At 70.3% G+C, this 19461-nt stretch carries 14 protein-coding genes; 5 read left to right on the top strand and 9 right to left on the bottom strand.

Translation table 11 applies throughout. The annotated features are described in order from the left end of the window. The first annotated feature begins 39 nt into the window (after nucleotides 1-39). Nucleotides 40-1443, top strand: a complete 1404-nt coding sequence (gene sthA / locus ACIBTX_RS22350; RefSeq protein ID WP_357117505.1) for a Si-specific NAD(P)(+) transhydrogenase — start codon at nucleotides 40-42, stop codon at nucleotides 1441-1443. A 139-nt stretch (nucleotides 1444-1582) separates the two neighbouring features. On the opposite strand, the gene ACIBTX_RS22345 is transcribed toward sthA, so the two are convergent. After that, complete coding sequence (locus ACIBTX_RS22345; RefSeq protein WP_396832937.1) at nucleotides 1583-3007, bottom strand: endo-1,4-beta-xylanase; 1425 nt, start codon at nucleotides 3005-3007, stop codon at nucleotides 1583-1585. Between the two features lie 28 nt (nucleotides 3008-3035). Further along, complete coding sequence (locus tag ACIBTX_RS22340) at nucleotides 3036-4421, bottom strand: PHB depolymerase family esterase (RefSeq protein ID WP_357134639.1); 1386 nt, start codon at nucleotides 4419-4421, stop codon at nucleotides 3036-3038. 308 nt (nucleotides 4422-4729) lie between these two features. Here ACIBTX_RS22340 and manD point away from each other — a divergent pair, with 308 nt between their 5' ends. Then, entirely contained in the window at nucleotides 4730-5938 is a 1209-nt protein-coding gene (manD, locus tag ACIBTX_RS22335; RefSeq protein ID WP_357134640.1) for a D-mannonate dehydratase ManD, read from the top strand. 46 nt (nucleotides 5939-5984) lie between these two features. Here the strand turns inward: manD and ACIBTX_RS22330 are convergent, their stop codons facing one another. The 6 genes from ACIBTX_RS22330 to ACIBTX_RS22305 form a co-directional block, all read right to left on the bottom strand. Next, nucleotides 5985-8105: an alpha-glucuronidase gene (locus ACIBTX_RS22330; RefSeq protein ID WP_357398873.1), complete on the bottom strand. Its 2121-nt coding sequence runs from the start codon at nucleotides 8103-8105 to the stop codon at nucleotides 5985-5987. Between the two features lie 43 nt (nucleotides 8106-8148). After that, the gene (locus ACIBTX_RS22325; protein WP_357134644.1) at nucleotides 8149-8838 is read right to left on the bottom strand and encodes a hypothetical protein; all 690 of its coding nucleotides are present in this window, start codon (nucleotides 8836-8838) and stop codon (nucleotides 8149-8151) included. A gap of 90 nt (nucleotides 8839-8928) precedes the next feature. Beyond that, entirely contained in the window at nucleotides 8929-10569 is a 1641-nt protein-coding gene (locus ACIBTX_RS22320; protein WP_357398877.1) for an extracellular solute-binding protein, read from the bottom strand. A gap of 44 nt (nucleotides 10570-10613) precedes the next feature. Continuing rightward, complete coding sequence (locus tag ACIBTX_RS22315) at nucleotides 10614-11552, bottom strand: carbohydrate ABC transporter permease (RefSeq protein WP_357134647.1); 939 nt, start codon at nucleotides 11550-11552, stop codon at nucleotides 10614-10616. Then, nucleotides 11549-12541, bottom strand: a complete 993-nt coding sequence (locus ACIBTX_RS22310; protein WP_357134649.1) for an ABC transporter permease subunit — start codon at nucleotides 12539-12541, stop codon at nucleotides 11549-11551. The genes ACIBTX_RS22315 and ACIBTX_RS22310 overlap by 4 nt, the downstream gene beginning before the upstream one ends. A 9-nt stretch (nucleotides 12542-12550) precedes the next feature. Continuing rightward, entirely contained in the window at nucleotides 12551-14932 is a 2382-nt protein-coding gene (locus ACIBTX_RS22305; protein ID WP_357169440.1) for a glycoside hydrolase family 3 N-terminal domain-containing protein, read from the bottom strand. Nucleotides 14933-15180: 248 nt separating this feature from the next. Here ACIBTX_RS22305 and ACIBTX_RS22300 point away from each other — a divergent pair, with 248 nt between their 5' ends. The 3 genes from ACIBTX_RS22300 (at nucleotide 15181) to ACIBTX_RS22290 (ending at nucleotide 18553) form a co-directional block, all read left to right on the top strand. Beyond that, a complete protein-coding gene (locus ACIBTX_RS22300; RefSeq protein WP_357169436.1) occupies nucleotides 15181-16221 on the top strand; it encodes a LacI family DNA-binding transcriptional regulator in 1041 nt (346 codons plus the stop codon). Between the two features lie 14 nt (nucleotides 16222-16235). Continuing rightward, a complete protein-coding gene (locus ACIBTX_RS22295; RefSeq protein WP_357134654.1) occupies nucleotides 16236-17225 on the top strand; it encodes an acetylxylan esterase in 990 nt (329 codons plus the stop codon). A 131-nt stretch (nucleotides 17226-17356) separates the two neighbouring features. Then, the gene (locus tag ACIBTX_RS22290; RefSeq protein ID WP_396832936.1) at nucleotides 17357-18553 is read left to right on the top strand and encodes a cellulose binding domain-containing protein; all 1197 of its coding nucleotides are present in this window, start codon (nucleotides 17357-17359) and stop codon (nucleotides 18551-18553) included. A gap of 235 nt (nucleotides 18554-18788) precedes the next feature. Here ACIBTX_RS22290 and ACIBTX_RS22285 read toward each other — a convergent pair whose 3' ends face one another. Beyond that, the gene (locus ACIBTX_RS22285) at nucleotides 18789-19382 is read right to left on the bottom strand and encodes a hypothetical protein (RefSeq protein WP_396832935.1); all 594 of its coding nucleotides are present in this window, start codon (nucleotides 19380-19382) and stop codon (nucleotides 18789-18791) included. Between the last annotated feature and the right edge of the window lie 79 nt (nucleotides 19383-19461).

Below are 19461 nucleotides of genomic sequence, written 5' to 3'. Positions count from 1 at the left end.
GTCTGGTGTCGACGGCGACATCTTGCGACGCTAACGCTCGTGTATGACTACGACCTGTTGGTGCTGGGCTCCGGACCCAGCGGTCAGAAGGCCGCGATCGCCGCCGCCAAACTCGGCCGGCGGGTTGCCATCGTGGACCGCCGCGACATGCTCGGTGGGGTGTGCATCAACACCGGCACCGTCCCGTCCAAGACGCTGCGCGAGGCGGTGCTCTACCTGACCGGCCTGAGCCAGCGCGACCTGTACGGCAGCAGCTACCGGGTCAAGGAGGAGATCACGGTCAGCGACCTGGCCGCCCGCACCCAGCACGTCATCACCCGGCAGACCGACGTCATCCGCAACCAACTCGCCCGCAACCGGGTCGCGATGATCACCGGTACCGGCCGCTTCGCGGATGCCCACTCCATCTGGGTCGACGCGGGCTCCGGGCGCGAGTCGAAGGTGACCTTCGACAAGGCCGTCATCGCGGCCGGCACCCGCCCGGCCCGCCCGGACAGCGTCGACTTCGACGAACGGACCATCGTGGACTCCGATGGCGTCATCAACCTCCAGGCCGTACCGCGCAGCATGGTCGTGGTCGGCGCCGGCGTGATCGGCATGGAGTACGCGTCGATGTTCGCCGCCCTCGGCACCAAGGTGACAGTCGTCGAACGCCGCGAGCAGATGCTCGACTTCTGCGACGAGGAGATCGTCGAGTCGCTCAAGTACCACCTGCGGGACCTGTCGGTGGCGTTCCGCTTCGGCGAGGAGGTCGCCGCGGTGGAGAAGCACCAGACGGCGGCGCTGTGCATCCTCAAGAGCGGCAAGAAGATCGTCGCGGACACCGTCATGTACTCGGCGGGTCGGCAGGGCCAGACCGACGACCTGGCGTTGGAGGCGGCCGGGCTGACGGCCGACCGACGCGGCCGGATCGCCGTCGACGCCAACTACCGCACGTCGGTCGAGCACATCTACGCGGTGGGTGACGTGATCGGCTTCCCGGCGCTGGCCTCCACCTCGATGGAGCAGGGTCGGCTGGCCGCCCAGCACGCCTGCGGCGAACCGATCCGGGAGATGCACGGCCTGCAACCCATCGGCATCTACACCATCCCGGAGATCAGTTTCGTCGGCCAGACCGAGGCCGAGCTGACCGACGCGTCGACGCCGTTCGAGGTGGGCGTCGCCCGCTACCGGGAGCTGGCCCGGGGTCAGATCGTCGGCGACTCGTACGGGATGTTGAAGCTGCTCGTCTCCCCCGAGGATGGCCGCCTGCTCGGAGTGCACGTGTTCGGCACCGCCGCCACCGAGATCGTCCACATCGGTCAGGCGGTGATGGGCTGCGGCGGCACGATCGACTATCTGATCGACGCGGTGTTCAACTACCCGACCCTGGCCGAGGCGTACAAGGTGGCCGCGTTGGACGCGTCCAACAAAATCCGCAACATAACCCGAATAGACGGCTAACCCCACCCCACCCCACCCACCCAGGCCCCCACCCCACGACCCCGGTGATCAAGAGGTTTGCGTCACGACACGCCGGGGCGGGTGACGCAAACCTCTTGATCACGAGGGTAGAGCGGGGGGTGGGACCGGGGGGTGGGGTTTAGGCGGGGGCGCAGGTTGGGGTTGGGGTGCCGGCGGTGCCGGTGCCCTGGAAGCCGAACTCGGTGGACTGCCCCGCGCCGACCTGACCGTTGTAGGAGACGTTCCTCCAGGTCGTCGTACCGGTGCTACCGCTGTTGGTGGCGCTCCAGGCATTGGTGACGGTCGCGCCGGACGGCAGGTCGATCGTCACGGTCCACCCGTTGAGAGCCGACGAGCCGGCCGTCACCCGTACGTTCGCCACGAAGCCACCGTTCCACTGGTTCACCGTCAGCGAGGCGGAGCAAACGCCCTCTCCCGGCGGCGGTGTCGTCGGCGGAGGCGTCGTGGGTGGCGGAGTCGTGGGTGGTGGAGTCGTGGGTGGTGGAGTCGTGGGTGGTGGCGTCGTCGGTGGTGGAGTCGTCGGGGTGGTGCCGTTGTTGAGCGCGGTGAGCACGGCGTCGTACGCGGGCTTCTTCTGGCCGCTGTTGTTGAACAGCAGCGGCGACTGGTAGGACCGCCACGAGTCGCTGTCCCGGATGCCCCACACGGTGATGCCGTTGCAGCGGGCCACCGCAAGACAGTCCTCGACCACGCTGCGGTACGTGTTGGCCGGGGCGCCCTCGATGTCCAGCTCGGTGATCTGCACGTCCACGCCCAGCGCCGCGAAGCTCGACAGTGTGGTGCGGTAGTTGCTGACGTACGGGGAGTCGCTGTTGAAGTGCGACTGGAAGCCGACGCAGTCGATCGGCACGCCACGGGACTTGAAGTCGCGGACCATGTTGTAGACGCCCTGGGTCTTGGCCCACGTCCAGTTGTCGATGTTGTAGTCGTTGTAGCAGAGCTTCGCGCCCGGGTCCGCGGCCCGCGCGGCGCGGAACGCCGCCTCGATCCAGTCGTTGCCGGTGCGCTGGAGGTTCGAGTCGCGCCGACCGCCAGAGTTGCCGTCGGCGAACGCCTCGTTCACCACGTCCCAGGAGTAGAGCTGCCCCCGGAAGTGCGTGGCGACCTGCGTCACGTGGTTCAGGATCGCCTGCCGCAGGGCGCTTCCGCTCATGCCCTGCATCCAACTCGGCTGCTGGGCATGCCACGCCAGCGTGTGACCGCGTACCTGCATGCCGCGACTGCGGGCGTGGTTGACGATCTGCTCGGCCGAGCCGTAGCTGAACCGGTTCTGCTGCGGCTCGGTGGCGTCGATCTTCATCTCGTTCTCGGCCGTCACCATGTTGAACTCACGGTTCAGGATCGTGGTGTACGTGCTGTCCGAGAGCTTGAAACCGGCCACCGCCGTACCGAAGTAGCGGCCCTTCTCGGCGGCGGACGCGCCGAGCGTGGTCCCGGCGGCGGCGGGCGCCGTCAGGACCAGCGTCATGCCGGCGGCGAGCGCGCCCGCCCCGGCCAACGCGACGGCGGCTCTCGACGCCGCCCTCCATCTCGCGTTTCGCATTCGTGCAGCTCCTTCTACTGAAAGGGAGTCAGGCGATCGAGCAGGTGGCCCCGTTGAGGGCGAAGGCCGTGGGCTTGCCGGCGTCGCCGGTGTGGGTGGCCTGGAAGCCGATCTCGACCGACGTGTTCGGGGCGATGGTGCCGTTGTAGGAGACGTTGCGAGCGGTCACCGCGCCGCTCGTCGGGGAGTAGGCGGCGTTCCAGCCGCCGGTGATGGTCTGGCCGCCGGGCAGCGTGAAGGTCAGCGCCCACCCGTTCACGGCCGTCGCGCCGGTGTTGGTGATCCGTACGCTCGCGGTGAGCCCGTTGTTCCAGGCGTTGACCGTGTAGGTGACCCCGCAGGCGCCCGCGCTGGGCGGCGGCGTGGTCGGCGGAGGCGTCGTCGGGGGCGGCGTGGTCGGCGGCGGGGTCGTCGGGGGCGGGGTCGTCGGCGGAGGCGTCGTCGGCGGCGGCGTCGTCGGGGGCGGCGTCGTCGGCGGAGGCGTCGTCGGCGGGGCGGTGCCGTCCAGGCCGAAGAAGCGGATCACCTGCGCGGCGTCGACGGGGATGTTGTGCGTGACGCCCTGCATGCTGATCGCCTCGACCGGGGCCATCGGGCCGCTGCTGCCGTACCGGGTGCGGGTGTAGCCCGACTGCGGGGAGTCGGTGTACGTCGGGGTCTGGCTCAGACCGTGCACGTTGGTCCACTGCTTGACCTGCTCACCGAAGTTCGGGTAGCGCAGGGTGTCGTCGCTCGTGCCGTGCCAGATCTGCATCCGCGGCCGCCGGCCGCTGTAGCCGGGGTACGCCCCGCGGACCAGGTCCCCCCACTGCTGGGCGGTCTTGATGGACTGCCCGTTCGCGCACTGGCTGTTCCACTCCGAGCTGCCCCCGGTGGCGAAACAGGCGAACGGCACCCCGGCGAAGGACGCGCCGGCCGCGAACACGTCCGGGTAGTCACCGAGCATGACGTTGGTCATCATCGCGCCCGACGAGGTGCCGGTGGCGAAGACGCGGTCCGGGTCGGCGGAGTACCGCTGCTTGACGTAGTCGATCATCGAGACGAGTCCGACCGGGTCGCTGCCCCCGCCTCGGCGCAACGCCTGCGGCGAGGCCACGTCCCAGCACTTGCTGCTGCGGGTCGCCGACGGGTAGATGACGATGAAGCCGTACCGGTCGGCGAGGGAGGCGTACTGCGTGCCGGAGTAGAAGGCGGGGCCGGTGCCGGTGCAGTAGTGCAGGGCGAGCAGGATCCCCGGGCGGGATGCCACCCGGTCCGGGACGTACAGGTGCATCTGGAGGTTTGTGGGGTTGTTGCCGAAGCCGGTCACCTGCGTGAGCGTCGCGGCCGACGCGGGCGTGGCGAACGCCAGCGCGGCGGCGGCGACCGTCGCGACCGCGGTGAGGACGCCGAGCAGCCTTGTCTTCAGTGTCATGGTTCGCGATTCCTCGGGAGAATGGCGCATGGAAGGGGGTTAGTCGAGGACTGCCCTTCGCCCGACCGTGACCGCGGCTCGCGTGACCGATGTCAGCTTCGATCGAGGTCGCTCGATTGTCAAGGATTCCGGAAACCTTTCGGCGCAAGGGATTGCGCGGTCACCTGCGCACGTGCCAGGGGTCGCGGGGCCGTTCGTCACCTGCCCACGGCGGGCTATTATCGGCAGGTTCCCGATAACCAGACCGTCCTCGCGTGCACCCCCTGCGAGCGTCCTCACCCGACTCCCGCGGGCACGAAGGAGATCGAGTGAAGATCGTCGACGCCCGGGTCATCGTGACCTGTCCGGGCCGCAACTTCGTCACCCTCAAGATCGTCACCGACGAGGGCGTCACCGGCGTCGGTGACGCCACCCTCAACGGTCGGGAGCTGGCCGTCGCGTCGTACCTGCGCGACCACGTGGCGCCGCTGCTGATCGGCCGGGACCCGGCCCGGATCGAGGACACCTGGCAGTACCTGTACCAGGGCGCGTACTGGCGGCGCGGCCCGGTCACCATGAGCGCGATCGCCGCGGTGGACACCGCCCTGTGGGACATCAAGGGCAAGGTGGCGGGCCTGCCGGTCTACCAGCTGCTCGGCGGCCGGTCCCGCGAGGGCGTCACCGTGTACGGCCACGCCAACGGCGAGACCGTCGAGGAGGTGCTGGTCGAGGTCGCCCGCTACGTCGACCTCGGCTACCGGGCGGTCCGGGTGCAGTGCGGTGTGCCGGGCCTGCCCAAGACGTACGGGGTCAGCGCCGACAAGCTCTTCTACGAACCGGCCGACGCCGCCCTGCCCAGCGAGGCGACCTGGTCGACGCAGCGCTACCTGTCACACGTGCCGGGCGTGTTCGCGCGGGTCCGTGACGAGTTCGGCCCCGACCTGCGGCTGCTGCACGACGTGCACCACCGGCTCACGCCGATCGAGGCGGCCCGGCTCGGCCGCAGCCTGGAGCCGTACGCGCTGACCTGGATGGAGGATCCGGTCCCCGCCGACCTGCAGGAGGGCTTCCGACTGATCCGGCAGCACACCACCACGCCGATCGCCGTGGGCGAGGTGTTCAACAGCGTCATCGACGCCGCTCAGCTCATCCGCGAGCAGCTCATCGACTACATCCGGGCCACGGTGGTGCACGCCGGAGGCATCACCCACCTGCGGCGCATCTTCGACCTCGCGGCGCTGCACCACGTCCGCAGCGGCTCGCACGGCGCCACCGACCTGTCGCCCGTCTGCATGGCCGCCGCGCTGCAGCTCGACATCTCGATCCCCAACTTCGGCCTGCAGGAGTACATGCGGCACACCGCGCAGACCGACGAGGTGTTCCCGCACGGGTACCACTTCGCCGACGGCTACCTGCACCCCGCCGAGACGCCCGGGTTGGGCGTCGACATCGACGAGGAGGCGGCGGCCCGCTACCCGTACGCGCCCGCGTACCTGCCGGTGAACCGGCTGGAGGACGGGACCGTACATCCCTGGTGAGCACGCCGGCGCCGGTGCTCCGGCCGGCCCGATCGGGCCGGCCGGATCAGAAGATGCGCCGCCCCCGCGCGTCGGGCACCCCGGACTTGCGGAAGAAGTACGTGTTGATCTGATCCCGCCACTCGGTGGCGCTGCGCACCTGCTCGTCGAGGCGCTCGGCCACCCGCTCGTACACGGCCGGGTCGATCATCCCGTTCAGGGTCTGCCACCGGCGTCGCATCACCGCCACCTCCTCGACGCCCGCGAAGTGGGTGTCGTAGATGTGCTGGATGACCGTCGACCCGCTGTGCAGGACGTGGTCGTACGGGACGTGGTGGAAGAAGAGCAGCAGCTCGTCCGGGCAGGTCACCGGCGACTCGTACACGTCGGCCCAGTACGGCGGGTACTGGCCGGCGAAGCCGGTGCCCGTGGCGCGACTGCGGTCCACGCCCACGCCGTCGCGGTCGGCGAAGTGGTAGGTGCCCCACCGCGAGTACTCGTACCCGTCGACGTCGGGGCCGTAGTGGTCGCCGGGGTGGACCATGAAGCCGACCCCCAGCGGGGCGGTGTACCGCTCGTAGGTACGCCACGAGTCGTCCATGATCTCGTGCAGCGTCCGCCGGACCAGCTCCGGGTCGGCGGTCGCCGACGGCGGGAACGTCAGCGTCATCCACTCGTCGAGGACCGCCGTCGGGTCGAGCCGCGGGTCCCAGGCGAGCCGGCCGACCGTGTAGAGGTTGGCCTGGGCCAGCGGATGCCCGGTCCAGAAGGCGTCGTCGCCGGTGTTGGCGACGGCGACCAGGCCGCCGCCCTTGCCGGCCTCGCCGGTGACCACGTCGGCGATGGTGCGCCCGCCGGGGCCCCACGGCGCGAAGCTCAGCACCTCGCCCCAGCACGGGCCGAGGTGGCAGACGTGTCGCTGCTGGCCCGTGTACTCCTGGGTGACCTGCACCTCCACCGCGACCCGGGTGGCCGGCATGGCGGCGAGCACCGGCGAGACCGGCTCGCGCGTCTGGAAGTCCACCGGACCGAACTTCACCTGCAGGACCACGTTGGTACGGAATCGTCCGTCGAGTGGGGCGAAGTGGTCGTACGCGGCGCGGGCGCGGTCGGTGGACCGGTCCCGCCAGTCCTGGTGGTGGTTGTAGACGAACGCCCGCCAGTGCACCACTCCCCCGTACGGGGCGAGGGCCTCGGCGAGCAGGTTCGCACCGTCGGCGTGGTCCCGCCCGTAGCTGAACGGGCCGGGTTGCCCCTCGGAGTCGGCCTTTACCAGGTAGCCGCCGAAGTCGTCGATGCGCTCGTAGACGCGCCGGGTGGCGGCCGCCCACCAGGCGCGTACCTCCTCGTCGAACGGGTCGGCGGTGGGCAGTCCGCCGAGGACCAGGGGCGCGGCGAAGGTGACCGACAGGTGCACCCGGATGCCGTACGGGCGCAGCGCGTCCGCGATCTGGGCCACGTCACCGAGCCGGTCGGTGAGCAGCAGCGCCTCGGCCCGACCCACGTTGACGTTGTTCACCGAGATGGCGTTGATCCCGCTGGCCGCCAGCAGCCGCCCGTACTCCCGGATCCGGGCCAGGTCCCCGCGCGGACGGCCACCGGCCCAGAAGATCGAGCCGCCCGCGTACCCCCGTTCGACCTGGCCCATCACCGGGTGCACGGCCACGTTGTCCCAGTGGTTGAGCATGCGGCGGCGCAGCGCGGGCCGGTGCAGCTCGGGTGGGCGGGCCGGGTCGAAGGCCGCCGCACAGAGCCGTACGACGTGGAACAGCCCGTAGAGGAGGCCGGCGGGCGCGTCGGCCAGCACGACCGTCGTCTCACCGCTGCGGGCCAGCAGGAAACCCTCGTCGCCGAGCGTCTCACCGAGGTCGGCGAGCGCCGCCTCCCCCGCCGCGCGGGCCGCCCGCACCGCCGTGCTGGGCAGCTCGGGTGCCCCGCGCAGGGCGAGCACCACGTCGACGTCGACGTCCCAGGACGGGGAGTGCCAGACCCGTCCGCCGTAGCGCGTGCAGGCGCGCGTCACCTCGTCGAGAACGGTGTCGACGAGCAGCCCGTCGCCGTGCACGAGGACGCGCCGCGCGCCGAGGGCCCGGAACGCCTCCGGTGGCAGCCAGGCGGGGTGTACGCGGGGATCCTCGACGTCGTGCGGCTCCGCCACGAACACCGGATCCTCCAGGTCGGCGTTCACGCGACCCCCCGCGTGACGATCACCTCGGCGGTCGTGGAGCGGCTCATGCGGTGAACTCCTTCCGGATCAGGTGGACCATCGGGTCGGCGACACGGAGAATTCCGAGGGCCAGGACCGAGGCGAGCAGCGCCGGCACCGCCTCGGAGAAGACCGCGGTGATCCCGGCCGCCGCCGCGAGCAGCAGGGCGTTGCCGGCGGTGACACCGGGGGTACGGACGAGGAAGTGCACGGCCAGGCGCAGGACGTCACGGGTGCGGAACTCGAACAGCGAGGTGATCACCAGCGCGTTGAGCGCGCAGAGGGTCACCCCGACCGCGACCGCGATCAGCGGGGCCACCCACCAGCTCGGTAGGCCGATCGCGTCACGGTAGGCGAGGTTCAGCGCGAGCACCGTCAACCACAGCAGCGTCGGCGTCCAGACCCGCAGCGCGCCCCCGGCGTTGCCGCGGTAGCCCCGCCAGAACAGCGCGGCGGGACGCAGGTCGGTCAGGTCGGGTCGCTGGTGGCGCAGCGCGTACAGGGCGGCGGAGGCCGCCGGTCCGACCGGCGTCAGCAGCAGCGCGACCAGCGGCAGGTTGCTGGGGTCACGGTCGAGCAGCAGCAGCGGGAGCAGGGCGGGCACCGTGGTGAGAAGGAGCAGCGCCTCGACCACGAGCAGGATGTAGACGCGGGACGCGAACCGGGACAGGGGTCCGTCGCCGATCTGCCGCCCGGCCTGCGCGGCGTCGTTCACTGTCCATCTCCTCCCAGGTCCGGCGGTCGGTCGCACGCGGGGGCGCCGAGGTCGGCCGGTCCGGTGCGCGTCACCGGACCGGCCGACGCCTCAGCGATGGTCCTTCTGGTAGCGGTCGTACGCCTTGTTGACCATGTCCAGGTAGGCGTCCATGTTCTTGCCCTTCAGCTCGGCCAGGTAGGCGTCCCACTGGGCGAGGTCCCGCTGGCCCAGCGCGAACTGCAGGGTCGCCTGGTAGACGGCGTCCTTCAGCGGCGTCTCCCACAGGGACGCCTGTTCCCGCTCCTCGTCGTTCAACGGGTGCGGCGGGGGCACGACGACCGGCGTCCGGGCGTTCATGACCTTCTGGAACTCCTGCTCCTCCGGGGCGAAGAAGCCCTGCACCAGTTCCGGCTTGCCGCCGTACGCGAAGACGCCGTTGTAGAAGCCGAAGTCCTTCTGGAGGTGCTTCGGGGCCGTGGGGTTGAGCCCGATGACGTTGACGTCGGGCGCGAGCTTGGGCATGCCGGCGCCGTCCCGGACGAAGGTCTTGCCCTCGACACCCCACTTGGCGAACTCCTGGCCGGCGTCGGAGTACCAGAGCCAGTCGATGAACTGCATCATCGCCACGAAGTTCTTGCTCTCGCGGGCCTTCGAGGAGATCATCACGCCGTTCTCCAGCCGGTTGGCCGGGTTGACCTCACCGGCCGGCCCGATCGGCAGCGGAATCTTGGCGATCCTGGCCTTCGGGTTGGTCTTGGCCAGGTCCGGCCGGTAGTCGTTCACCACGGCCTGGGCGTTGGCGCTGATCACGAAGGACTTGCCGTTGGCGAGCTTCTGCCGGGCCTGGTCGTCGGTCTGGGTGAAGCTCTCCGGGTCGAGCAGCTTCTCCTTCACCAGCTTGTTGAGGTACTGGAGCATCTGCTTGTACTTGTCGCTCGCGCCGGTGTAGACGAACTTCTTGCTGTCGGCGTCCCAGCTCGTGTGCTGGAAGTTCCAGCCCGCGCCCTGGAGTCCGTACGACACGGCCAGGATGTTGAGCAGGTTGCCGGCCGGGTTGGGCTTGCTCCACCGATCCGAGAACGGGTAGACGTCCGGGTACTTCGCCTTCATCGCCTTGAGCACCGTGTACAGCTCGTCCCAGGTCTTCGGGGGGCTGAGCTTCAGCTCGTCGAGGATGTCGGTGCGGATCGCCACCGAGTAGTCCTGCCAGGGCTTCTCGTGCAGGCCGGGCAGCAGGTAGAACTTGCCGTCCTCCTGACGCCGGGTGTCGATCTCGGGCTTCAGGTTCCACTTCGAGATCTTGTCCTGGAGGTTCGGCATCAGGTCCAGGTAGTCGCTGACCGGCAGGACCGCGCCCGAGGACACGTAGGCGTCCTCCTGCCCCGGGTACGTCTTCGGGATGATCATCGGGGCGTCACCGGCGCCGATCAGCAGGCTGCGCTTCTGCTCGTAGTCGCTCAGCGGAACGGCGACCGGGGTGAGGGTGACGTTGGCCCGGGACTTCAGCTCCGACCAGAAGAGCCAGTCCTCGCGCAGCGGGTAGTTCGGGTGGTTGTTGTACAGGATGGAGAAGGAGACCGGCTCGCTCGCCTTGAACTGCTTGCCGATGCCGTAGTCGGACATCGCACCGGCTTTGTTCTCCGACAGGTCCTTGGCGTCGGACGGGTCATCACTGCAGGCGGCGATGCTGGTCGCCGTGAGCAGCACGGCTACCGCTGTCGCGACGCGGCGCCACGATCGGTGGAGCATGGCGGTCCTTTCGGGTTCGGTGGAGGAAAGGGTGGACGTGCTGGCTAGCCCTTCACGGCGCCGAGCATCACGCCGCGGACGAAGTACCGCTGGACGAAGGGGTAGACCAGGAGGATGGGCAGGGTCGTGAGCACGATCGTCACGGACTTGAGCGTCGCCTCGGCCTGCACCTCGTCGGCCTCGGCGATCGCGCCGACGTTCTCCGCGCCGGTGGCCCCGGCGATCAGGTTGCGCAGGTAGACGGTCACCGGCCACAACTCCTGCTGGTCCATGTAGAGGAAGGCGGCGAACCAGGAGTTCCAGAAGGCCACGGCGTAGAACAGCACCATCGTGGCGACGATCGCCTTCGACAGGGGCAGCACGATGCGCAGCAGGATGCCGTACGTGTTGAGCCCGTCGACGGCGGCGGCCTCCTCCAGGTCAGTGGGTAGCGACTCGAAGAACGCCTTCATCACCAGCAGGTTGAACACGTTGATCGCGTTGGGCACCGCGATGGCCCACACGGTGTTCTTCATGCCCAGGCTGGTGACGAGCACGTAGTTGGGGATCAGGCCGCCGGTGAAGAACATGGTGAAGACCGCGATGCCGATCAGCGCCGTACGTCCCCGGAGGTGTTTCTTGGACAGCACGTAGGCGTAGCAGGTGGTCAGCACGATCGAGATGGTCGTGGCGACGACGGTGTAGAAGACGGTGTTGCGGTAGTTGGTCCAGAACAGCGAGTCGTTCAGCACGAGCCGGTAGGTGTCCAGGTTGAACCCGCGCGGCACGAGGTTGACCTGCCCGGCGATGATGTACCCCTCGTCGCTGAGCGAGCGGGCCAGGACGTTGATGAACGGAAACAGGGTCACCACCACCACGATGGTGAGCACGACCGCGTTGCACGCCTGGAACACGCGGTAGCCCCGGGTGGGCCGGATACCGCGGGGTCCGACGCGGGCGGGCAGGTCGCTCACCTGGGCCGGGTCGGTGGCGTCGACGGTCACCACAGGCTCGTCCCCACCGTACGCCGGGCGATCAGGTTCGCCGTCAGGACCAGCGTGAGCCCGATGACCGCCTCGAACAGCCCGATGGCGGCGGCGTAGCTGAAGTTGCTGGACCCGAAGCCCATCCGGAACAGGTACGTGGAGAGCACGTCGGCGGTCGGGTAGGTCAGCGGGTTGTACAGCAGCAGGATCTTCTCGAAACCGACCGCCATGAAGGTGCCGATGTTGAGGATCAGCAACGTGACCATGGTGGGTCGGATGCCCGGGAGCGTCACGTGCCAGGTCTGCCGCCAACGGTTGGCCCCGTCGATCCGGGCGGCCTCGTACAGGTCGTCGTCGACGGTGGTGAGCGCGGCGAGGTAGAGGATGGTGCCCCAGCCGACCGTCTGCCAGACCTCGGACGACACGTAGATCGTCCGGAACCATTCGGCGCGTTGCAGGAACGGCACCGCGTCGCCGCCGGTGGCCTGCACGATCTGGTTGACGGTCCCGTCGACGGAGGTCAGCTGCATGACCATCGCCGCGACGATCACGATCGACAGGAAGTGCGGCAGGTAGGACACGGACTGCACGAACCGCCGCAGCCGTCGGGCGCGTACCTCGTTGAGCAGCAGCGCGAGGATGATCGGCAGTGGGAAGCAGAACAGCAGCGTCAGCGTCCCGAGCACCAGCGTGTTGGTGAAGACGTCCCAGAACGTCGGGTCGGCCAGGAACATCCGGAAGTAGCGCAGCCCGACCCAGTACTCACCGAAGATGCTCCCGCCCGGCTTGAACCGGCGGAACGCGATGATGTTCCCGATCATCGGGAGGTAGCGGAAAACCAGGAAGAACAGCAGCGGCAGGACGGCCAGCGAGTAGAGCTGCCAGTCCCGGCGCAGCGCCTGTCGCCAGGTGCGACGCCGACGGGGTGCGCGCGGGGCGGGGACGGTGGCCTCCACCGCGTCGCCGGGTGGCGCCGGCGGCGGAGGTCGTAACGTCTCGGATGTCATCCTCGCCTCCTATGCGGAGTGCGGAACGGCCACGAGCGGCTCGATCCGCACCGACGTGAGTAGGTCCCGCTCGTGCCCGACCTCGCGCTCGGCACCGGTGAGCCGCAGCGGCAGGGCGTCCTCGATCTCCGCGCTGGAGCGCCCGAACCGCAGCTCGACCGCGCCGGGCTCGACCACCCGCCGGCCGGACCGACCGGTGAACGACGTGACGTCGGCGGGTACGCCGAAGGTGACGTGCGCCCGCGCTCCGGGCTCCAGCGGCACCCGGGCGAAGCCGACCAGCCGGTGCACCGGCCGGGTGGTCTGCGCCACCGGGTCGTGCAGGTAGAGCTGCACCACCTCGGTGCCGGCCCGGTCACCGGTGTTCCCGACGGTGACGCGCACCTGGACCTCGCCGTCCACCGCCCAGGGGGTTGGTTCGTCCCGCGTCGCACCCACGACGGTCGCGTCGGACCACTCGAAGGTGGTGTAGCTCAGGCCGTGACCGAACGGGTACGCCGGGGTCGGGTCGATCGAGGACACCTTGTTGCGACGCCCGAGCGGCGGCGACAGGTAGGTGCCCGGCAGCCCACCCGCGTCACGGGGCACGCTGACCGGCAGCCGCCCGGACGGGTTCACCGCGCCGGTGAGCACCTCCGCGAGCGCCTGCCCGCCGAGTTGGCCGGGGAAGAACGCCTGCACCACGGCCGCCGCCGGGTCGAACTCCGGGCCGAGCGCGTACGGGCGACCGGTCAGCAGCACCAGCACCACCGGGGTACCGGTGGCGAGAACGGCCCGGACCAGGTCCGCCTGCACGCCGGGCAGCCGCAGGTCGGCGGCGTCGCAGCCCTCGCCGGAGGTGCCCCGGCCGAACATCCCCGCCCGGTCCCCGACGGCGAGCACGCACACGTCCGCGTTGGTCGCCGCGGTGACCGCCGCCGGGATGCCGGACGCGTCCTCGCCGGTGACGGCGCAGCCCGGCTCGTGGACCAGCAGCGGGACGCGGCGGGCCAGCTCGTCGCGCAACGTGCGGATCTCCACCCCGAGGCCGTGGTCGGGGTGGTTGACGCCGACGTGGTTGGGGAAGGTGTAGCAGCCGAGCATCGCCATCGGGTCGTCGGCGAGCGGACCCACCAGGGCGACCCGGGTCGCGACGGGCAGCGGCAGCACGCCGGTGTTGCGCAGCAGCACGACGGACTCGCGGGCCAGGCGTACGGCGACGTCCCGGCCGGCCTCGTCGTCGAGGCGCAGGGCCGCGACGTCGTCGGGCAGGGCCCGCCAGTCCTCGTCGAGCAGGCCGATGTCGATCTTCTGGATGAGCACCCGGCGCACCGCCCGGTCGATCAGCGCCGCGTCGACCTCGCCGGCGTGCACCGCCTGGACCAGCGCGTCACCGAAAGCGTCCACGGTGGGCAGTTCCACGTCGATGCCGGCGCGCAGGGCGAGGCGGGCGGCGTCGACGGCGTTCCCGGCGACACCGTGCAGGGTCTCGAGGAACCGTACGGCGAAGTAGTCGGCGACCACGATGCCGGTGAAGCCCCACTCGTCGCGCAGCAGCCCGGTCAGCAGGTGTTCGTCGGCGGCGGCGGGCATGCCGTCGATCTCGGCGTAGGAGTTCATCACCGAGCGGGCGCCACCGAGTCGTAGCGCCATCTCGAACGGCGGCAGGATGTGGTCGGCCAGTTCGCGGCGGCCCATCGACACCGGGGCGAGGTTGCGTCCGCCCCGGGAGGCCGAGTAGCCGGCGAAGTGCTTCAGGGTGGCGACGAGGCCGGCGTTCTCCAGGCCCCGCACGTACGCCGCGCCGGTCGTTCCGACCAGGTACGGGTCCTCCCCGATCGTCTCCTCGGTGCGGCCCCAGCGGTAGTCGCGGGTGACGTCGAGGACGGGCGCGAGCCCCTGGTGTACGCCGGCGGCGCGCATCGACGCGCCGATCCGACCGGCCATCTCCTCGACCAGCTCGGGGTGGAACGAGGCGCCCCAGCCCAGTGGGGTCGGGTAGACGGTGGCCTTGAAGGCCGCGAACCCGGTCAGGCACTCCTCGTGCACCTGGGCCGGGATGCCGAACCGGCTGGCGGCCACGATCTGTTCCTGGGAGGCGGCGAGCGAACGGGCGCCGAGCACCGGGTCGACCGGCGCGGTGCCGAACGGGCGGGTGAGCTGACCCAGGCCGTACCGGATGATCGTGTCCCACGACGGGGTGTTGGCGACCATGTCGGACTGGTGCGGCGCGACGCCCTGGCCGGACGCGTCGGCGCCGACCCAGACCCCGAAGAGCTGGGCGACCTTCTCCTCGACGGACATCACCGCGAGCAGCGCCTCGGCCCGGTCGGCCGGCGACAGCCGGGTGTCGCGCCACGGTGCGGCGTCGCGCGACGCCGATTCGCTGTCGACGGGCTGCTGACTTCTCATGCCGAGACCCCTTAGCTCCGGCCACGAACCGCGCCGTCGTGGGACCGGTTGGTGGCGCGCGGTTCCACAATCCGAAACTTTCCGGAAACCAGAGCAACCTTTTCGGCAACCTAAGTCCGCCGCCTGGACCTGTCAAGAGTTTCGATGTGTCGTGGGATGCCTACCAGCGCGCTCAGCTGCATCGACGGGAATCGTCGGCTGATCGTGTTAGTGTCCTCCGAAACTTTCGGATGCGGTATGAGGCTGCGATGACAGAGCACCACCCGCTCGGCCCACCCGGCTCCACCACCACCATCGCGACGATCGCCCACGACGTCGGAGTGTCGGTCGCGACGGTCTCCAAGGTCCTCAATGGCCGCGAGGACGTCTCCCCCGGCACCAGAGCCCGGGTCGAGGCGAGTCTCGACCGCCACCAGTACCAGCGCCGCAGCCGGCGTTCATCCTCCGCCACCCGTCGGATCGACCTCGTCTTCCACGAGTTCGACACCGGTTGGGCGATGGAGGTGATGCGCGGGGTCGAGGCGGTGACGAGCGTCGCCGGGATCAGTCTCGCCGTATCCCAGCTCGGTGGCGCGCACCGCCCGGCGTCGCGATGGCTCGACACCCTGCTGGGTCAGCGTCCGCTGGGCGTGCTGTTCGTCCTCTGTCACCTCAGCGACGCGCAACAGCAGCTCCTGCGGCGTCAGGGCGTACCGTTCGTCGTGATCGACACCGACAGCGCGACCTCGGCGTCCGTGCCCACGGTCGGCTCGAACAACTTCAACGGCGGCCTGCTCGCCGCCCGGCACCTGATCGAGCTGGGACACCAGCGGATCGCGGTCATCTCCGGGCCGCCCGACATGCTCTGCAGCCGGGCCCGGGCGGCCGGCTTCCAGTCCGCGCACGACGAGGCCGGGTTGACCCTCGACCGCGAGCTGGTCCGCTTCGGCAGCTTCTCCGCCGGCACCGGGCACACCCACAGCCTCCAACTGCTGCAACGACCGGACCGACCCACCGCGATCTTCGCCGGTTCGGACATCCAGGCGATGGGGGTGCTCCGGGCCGCACGCCGGTGCGGCCTGCGCGTCCCCGAGGACCTTTCGGTGATCGGGTACGACAACCTGCCGCTCGCCACCTGGACGGACCCGCCCCTCACGACGATCAACCAGCCGCTGCGCGACATGGCCGGCATCGCCACCCAGATGCTGCTCGACCTGTCCGCCGGCACCGAGCCGGCGACCAGCCGGATCGACCTGGTGACCGAACTGGTCGTCCGGGAGAGCACCGCGCCCCCCGCCCCACCCCGCTGACCCTGCGAGGACCCGTGCCCGACGCCGCTGTGCGCCTCGACGAGCTCGAGCGATACTCCCCCACCGTCACCGAGCCGGAGGACTTCGACCGGTTCTGGGGTGACACCCTCGCCGCTGCCGCCGCCCGGCCGGTACTCGTCGACGTCCGTCCCGAGCCCACCGACCTGCGCGTGCTCGACACCTGGGACGTCACGTTCGCCGGCTTCGACGGCGACGAGGTACGGGCCTGGTTCACCCGCCCGGCGGGCGTACCCGGACCGCTGCCCGCCGTGGTGGAGTACGCCGGCTACGGGCGCGGCCGTGGTCTGCCACACGAGCGGCTGGTCTGGCCGGCGGCCGGGTACGCGCACCTGTTGATGGACAACCGAGGCCAGTCCGGGCTGTACGCCGCCGGGGACACCGCCGACCGGCACGGCGCGCCCGGCGGGCCCTGGCCGGCGACCTGGGGAATCCTCGACCCGTACGACTACCACTACCGCCGTCTGATCACGGACGCCGTCCGGGCCGTCGAGGCGGTGCGCGCCCTGCCCGGAGTGGACGCGGGCCAGGTCGCCCTGCTCGGCAACAGCCAGGGCGGGGGCGTGGCGCTGGCCGTCGCCGGCCTGGTCGACGATCTCGCGGCGGCGCTGATCACCGCGCCGTTCCTCTGCGACGTCCAGCACGCCATCGAGCTCAGCGACGCCTCGCCGTACGGTGAGATCGCCCGGTACCTGGCGGTGCACCGGGAGGCCGAGGCCGCGGTCCGGCGCACGCTGTCCTACGTCGACGGGGTGACCTTCGCCCGGCGGGCCACCGCGCCGGCGCACTTCGGCATCGGTTTGCGCGACACCGTGTGCCCGCCGAGCACCGGCTTCGCGGCCTACAACCAGTACGGCGCCGCGACCGGCCGACCCGACGCGCCACGGCGGGAGATGCACGTGTACCCGTTCAACGGTCACGAGAGTGGCGAGGCCCTGCACGTCCGGCGGCAACTGCGCTGGCTCGCCGCGACGCTCGCGAGTTGACCGTACCCATGGTCGGCGGTCGATGCGTTGCCGGTGTTAGCGATAACAAGCTATGGTGCGTCCGGGCGGGGTGAAGGGCACATCCCGACGTCCGGGTTCCTGGTCGTCGTCCCATCACCCGAGGAAGCCCCATGAGCCCTGTGACCCTTGGTAAACCCGTACCCCCGACACCCGACAGGCCCGCGACGACCCCGAGGCCCCGCCGGGCCCGGTTGTGGTGGGCGGCGCTGGCCGCCGTCGCGGCCATGACCGCCGCCGTACCGGTGGCGACCGCGCCCGCGAGCGCCGAATCCAACGGCGGGGTACGCGTCATGCCCCTCGGCGACTCGATCACCGACGGCTTCAACGTCGCGGGTGGCTACCGGATCGAACTCTGGCAACGGTTCGCGTCCGGCGGCTACCGGATCGACTTCGTCGGCTCGATGTTCAACGGCCCGTCCAGCCTCGGTGACCACGACCACGAGGGCCACTCCGGTTGGACCATCGCGCAGATCGACGCCAACATCGTCAACTGGCTGCGCGCCACCAACCCGCGCACCGTGCTGCTGCACATCGGCACCAACGACATGTACGGCGACACCTCCGGAGCGCCCGGCCGGCTGGCCACCCTGGTCGACCGCATCACCAACACCGCGCCGAACGCGGACGTGTTCGTGGCGACGATCATCCCGAAGTCCGGCGCGGACAACGTGGTCCGGGGCTACAACGCGGCGATCCCGGGGATCGTGCAGACCCGGGCCGCGGCCGGTAAGCGCGTCCACCTGGTCGACATGTACCGCGCGTTGACGCTCAGCGACCTGGCCGACGGCGTGCACCCGAACGCCACGGGCTACCGCAAGATGGCCGTCGCCTGGTACGACGCCCTGCGCGCGGTTCCCGGCAGCATCGGCGGGGACACGCCGACCACCCCGCCGCCCACGACTCCCCCACCGACCACGCCGCCGCCGACCACGCCCCCGCCGACGACCCCGCCGCCGACCACTCCCCCGCCCACCACGCCGCCGCCGGCGGCGGGCTGCCGGGTCACGTACACGGTCAACGCCTGGAACAACGGGCTCACCGCGGCCGTCTCGGTGACCAACACGAGCAGCAGCGCGATAACCGGCTGGGCCCTAGGGTTCACGCTGCCGAGTGGACAGACCATCACCGGGGGCTGGAACGCGGACTACTCCCCGACCAGCGGCGCGGTGACCGCCCGCAACGTCTCCTACAACGGCACGATCGCCGCGAACACATCGGTCGACATCGGCTTCCAGGCCACCCACACCGGCAACGCCGGCAAGCCGACCGCCTTCACGCTCAACGGCACCGCCTGCACGGTCGCCTGACACACGCCCCGGACAAGGAACGCGGGGGCGGCGAGAAGAGCTTCTCGCCGCCCTCGCAAGCACGGGTGGCTCAGGGGCGCGGCTGGAGTCGGGTGGTCGGACCATTGGACGCCACCCCAGCATGCATACGGAGGCATGTGGTCGACGCGCCAGCGTCCGGATCTGCCGATGAGCGTGCACGGTCCCGCCCGTATCTCGGATCTCCGGTGACGGCCGAAGGTGCGGTGTGTGCCTGTCAGCTGGGTTGTGTGTCCCACCAGCGCGGCAGGTCGACGTCCGGCGCTTCCGGGTTGGTGAAGTGGAACGGCACGCCGGCATGTCGCGCGACAGCCTGGCCCTGCTCGATCGCCTGTTGTGCCTCCGGCCACGGCGGTACCTGCCCGGTGAACAGGCGGATGTCTCCGCCGTGTCGTAGCACCGTCAACGGCACCTCATCGAAGCGGTCGTGGTGTCGGCCCGGTCGGCTCACGATCGCCACCAGGACGACGAACCAGCCCTGTGTGTCGCCGTCCCAAAAGGCTTCGACGGCGAGGATTGGTGCGGCGATGGCGTCCGCCTTCTCGATCAGCTGCGCGGTCGTCGGTGGCGGTGGCTCGGGCTCGAGGAGACCCTGCCGGTCCAGTTCGGCGCGTCGCTCGATCAGAAGATCCTGCGCCTCGTACAGGCCGGGCGGCGGTTGCAGTCCGCCTTCCTGGCGCAGGAGGACGACCGCCTGGATCAGTCGACGCGTGCACAGCAAGTCGTCTAACTGCTTCAGTAACTGCGGGTCGATCGCGTTCCACCAGGCGTTGGTCGCAAGCATCTCGCCATTATCGTCGGGCGGCGTCAACGCCGACGGACAAGCCCTGATCCGGCATCCGGATCTGCCGCCGACCGTGCGCGCTGGTGCGGAGCGTCCGTCACCCCTG

This window comes from Micromonospora sp. NPDC049359 (assembly GCF_044466585.1).
Classification (GTDB): Bacteria; Actinomycetota; Actinomycetes; order Mycobacteriales; family Micromonosporaceae; genus Micromonospora.
This window is presented reverse-complemented; position numbering and strand designations above follow the sequence as displayed.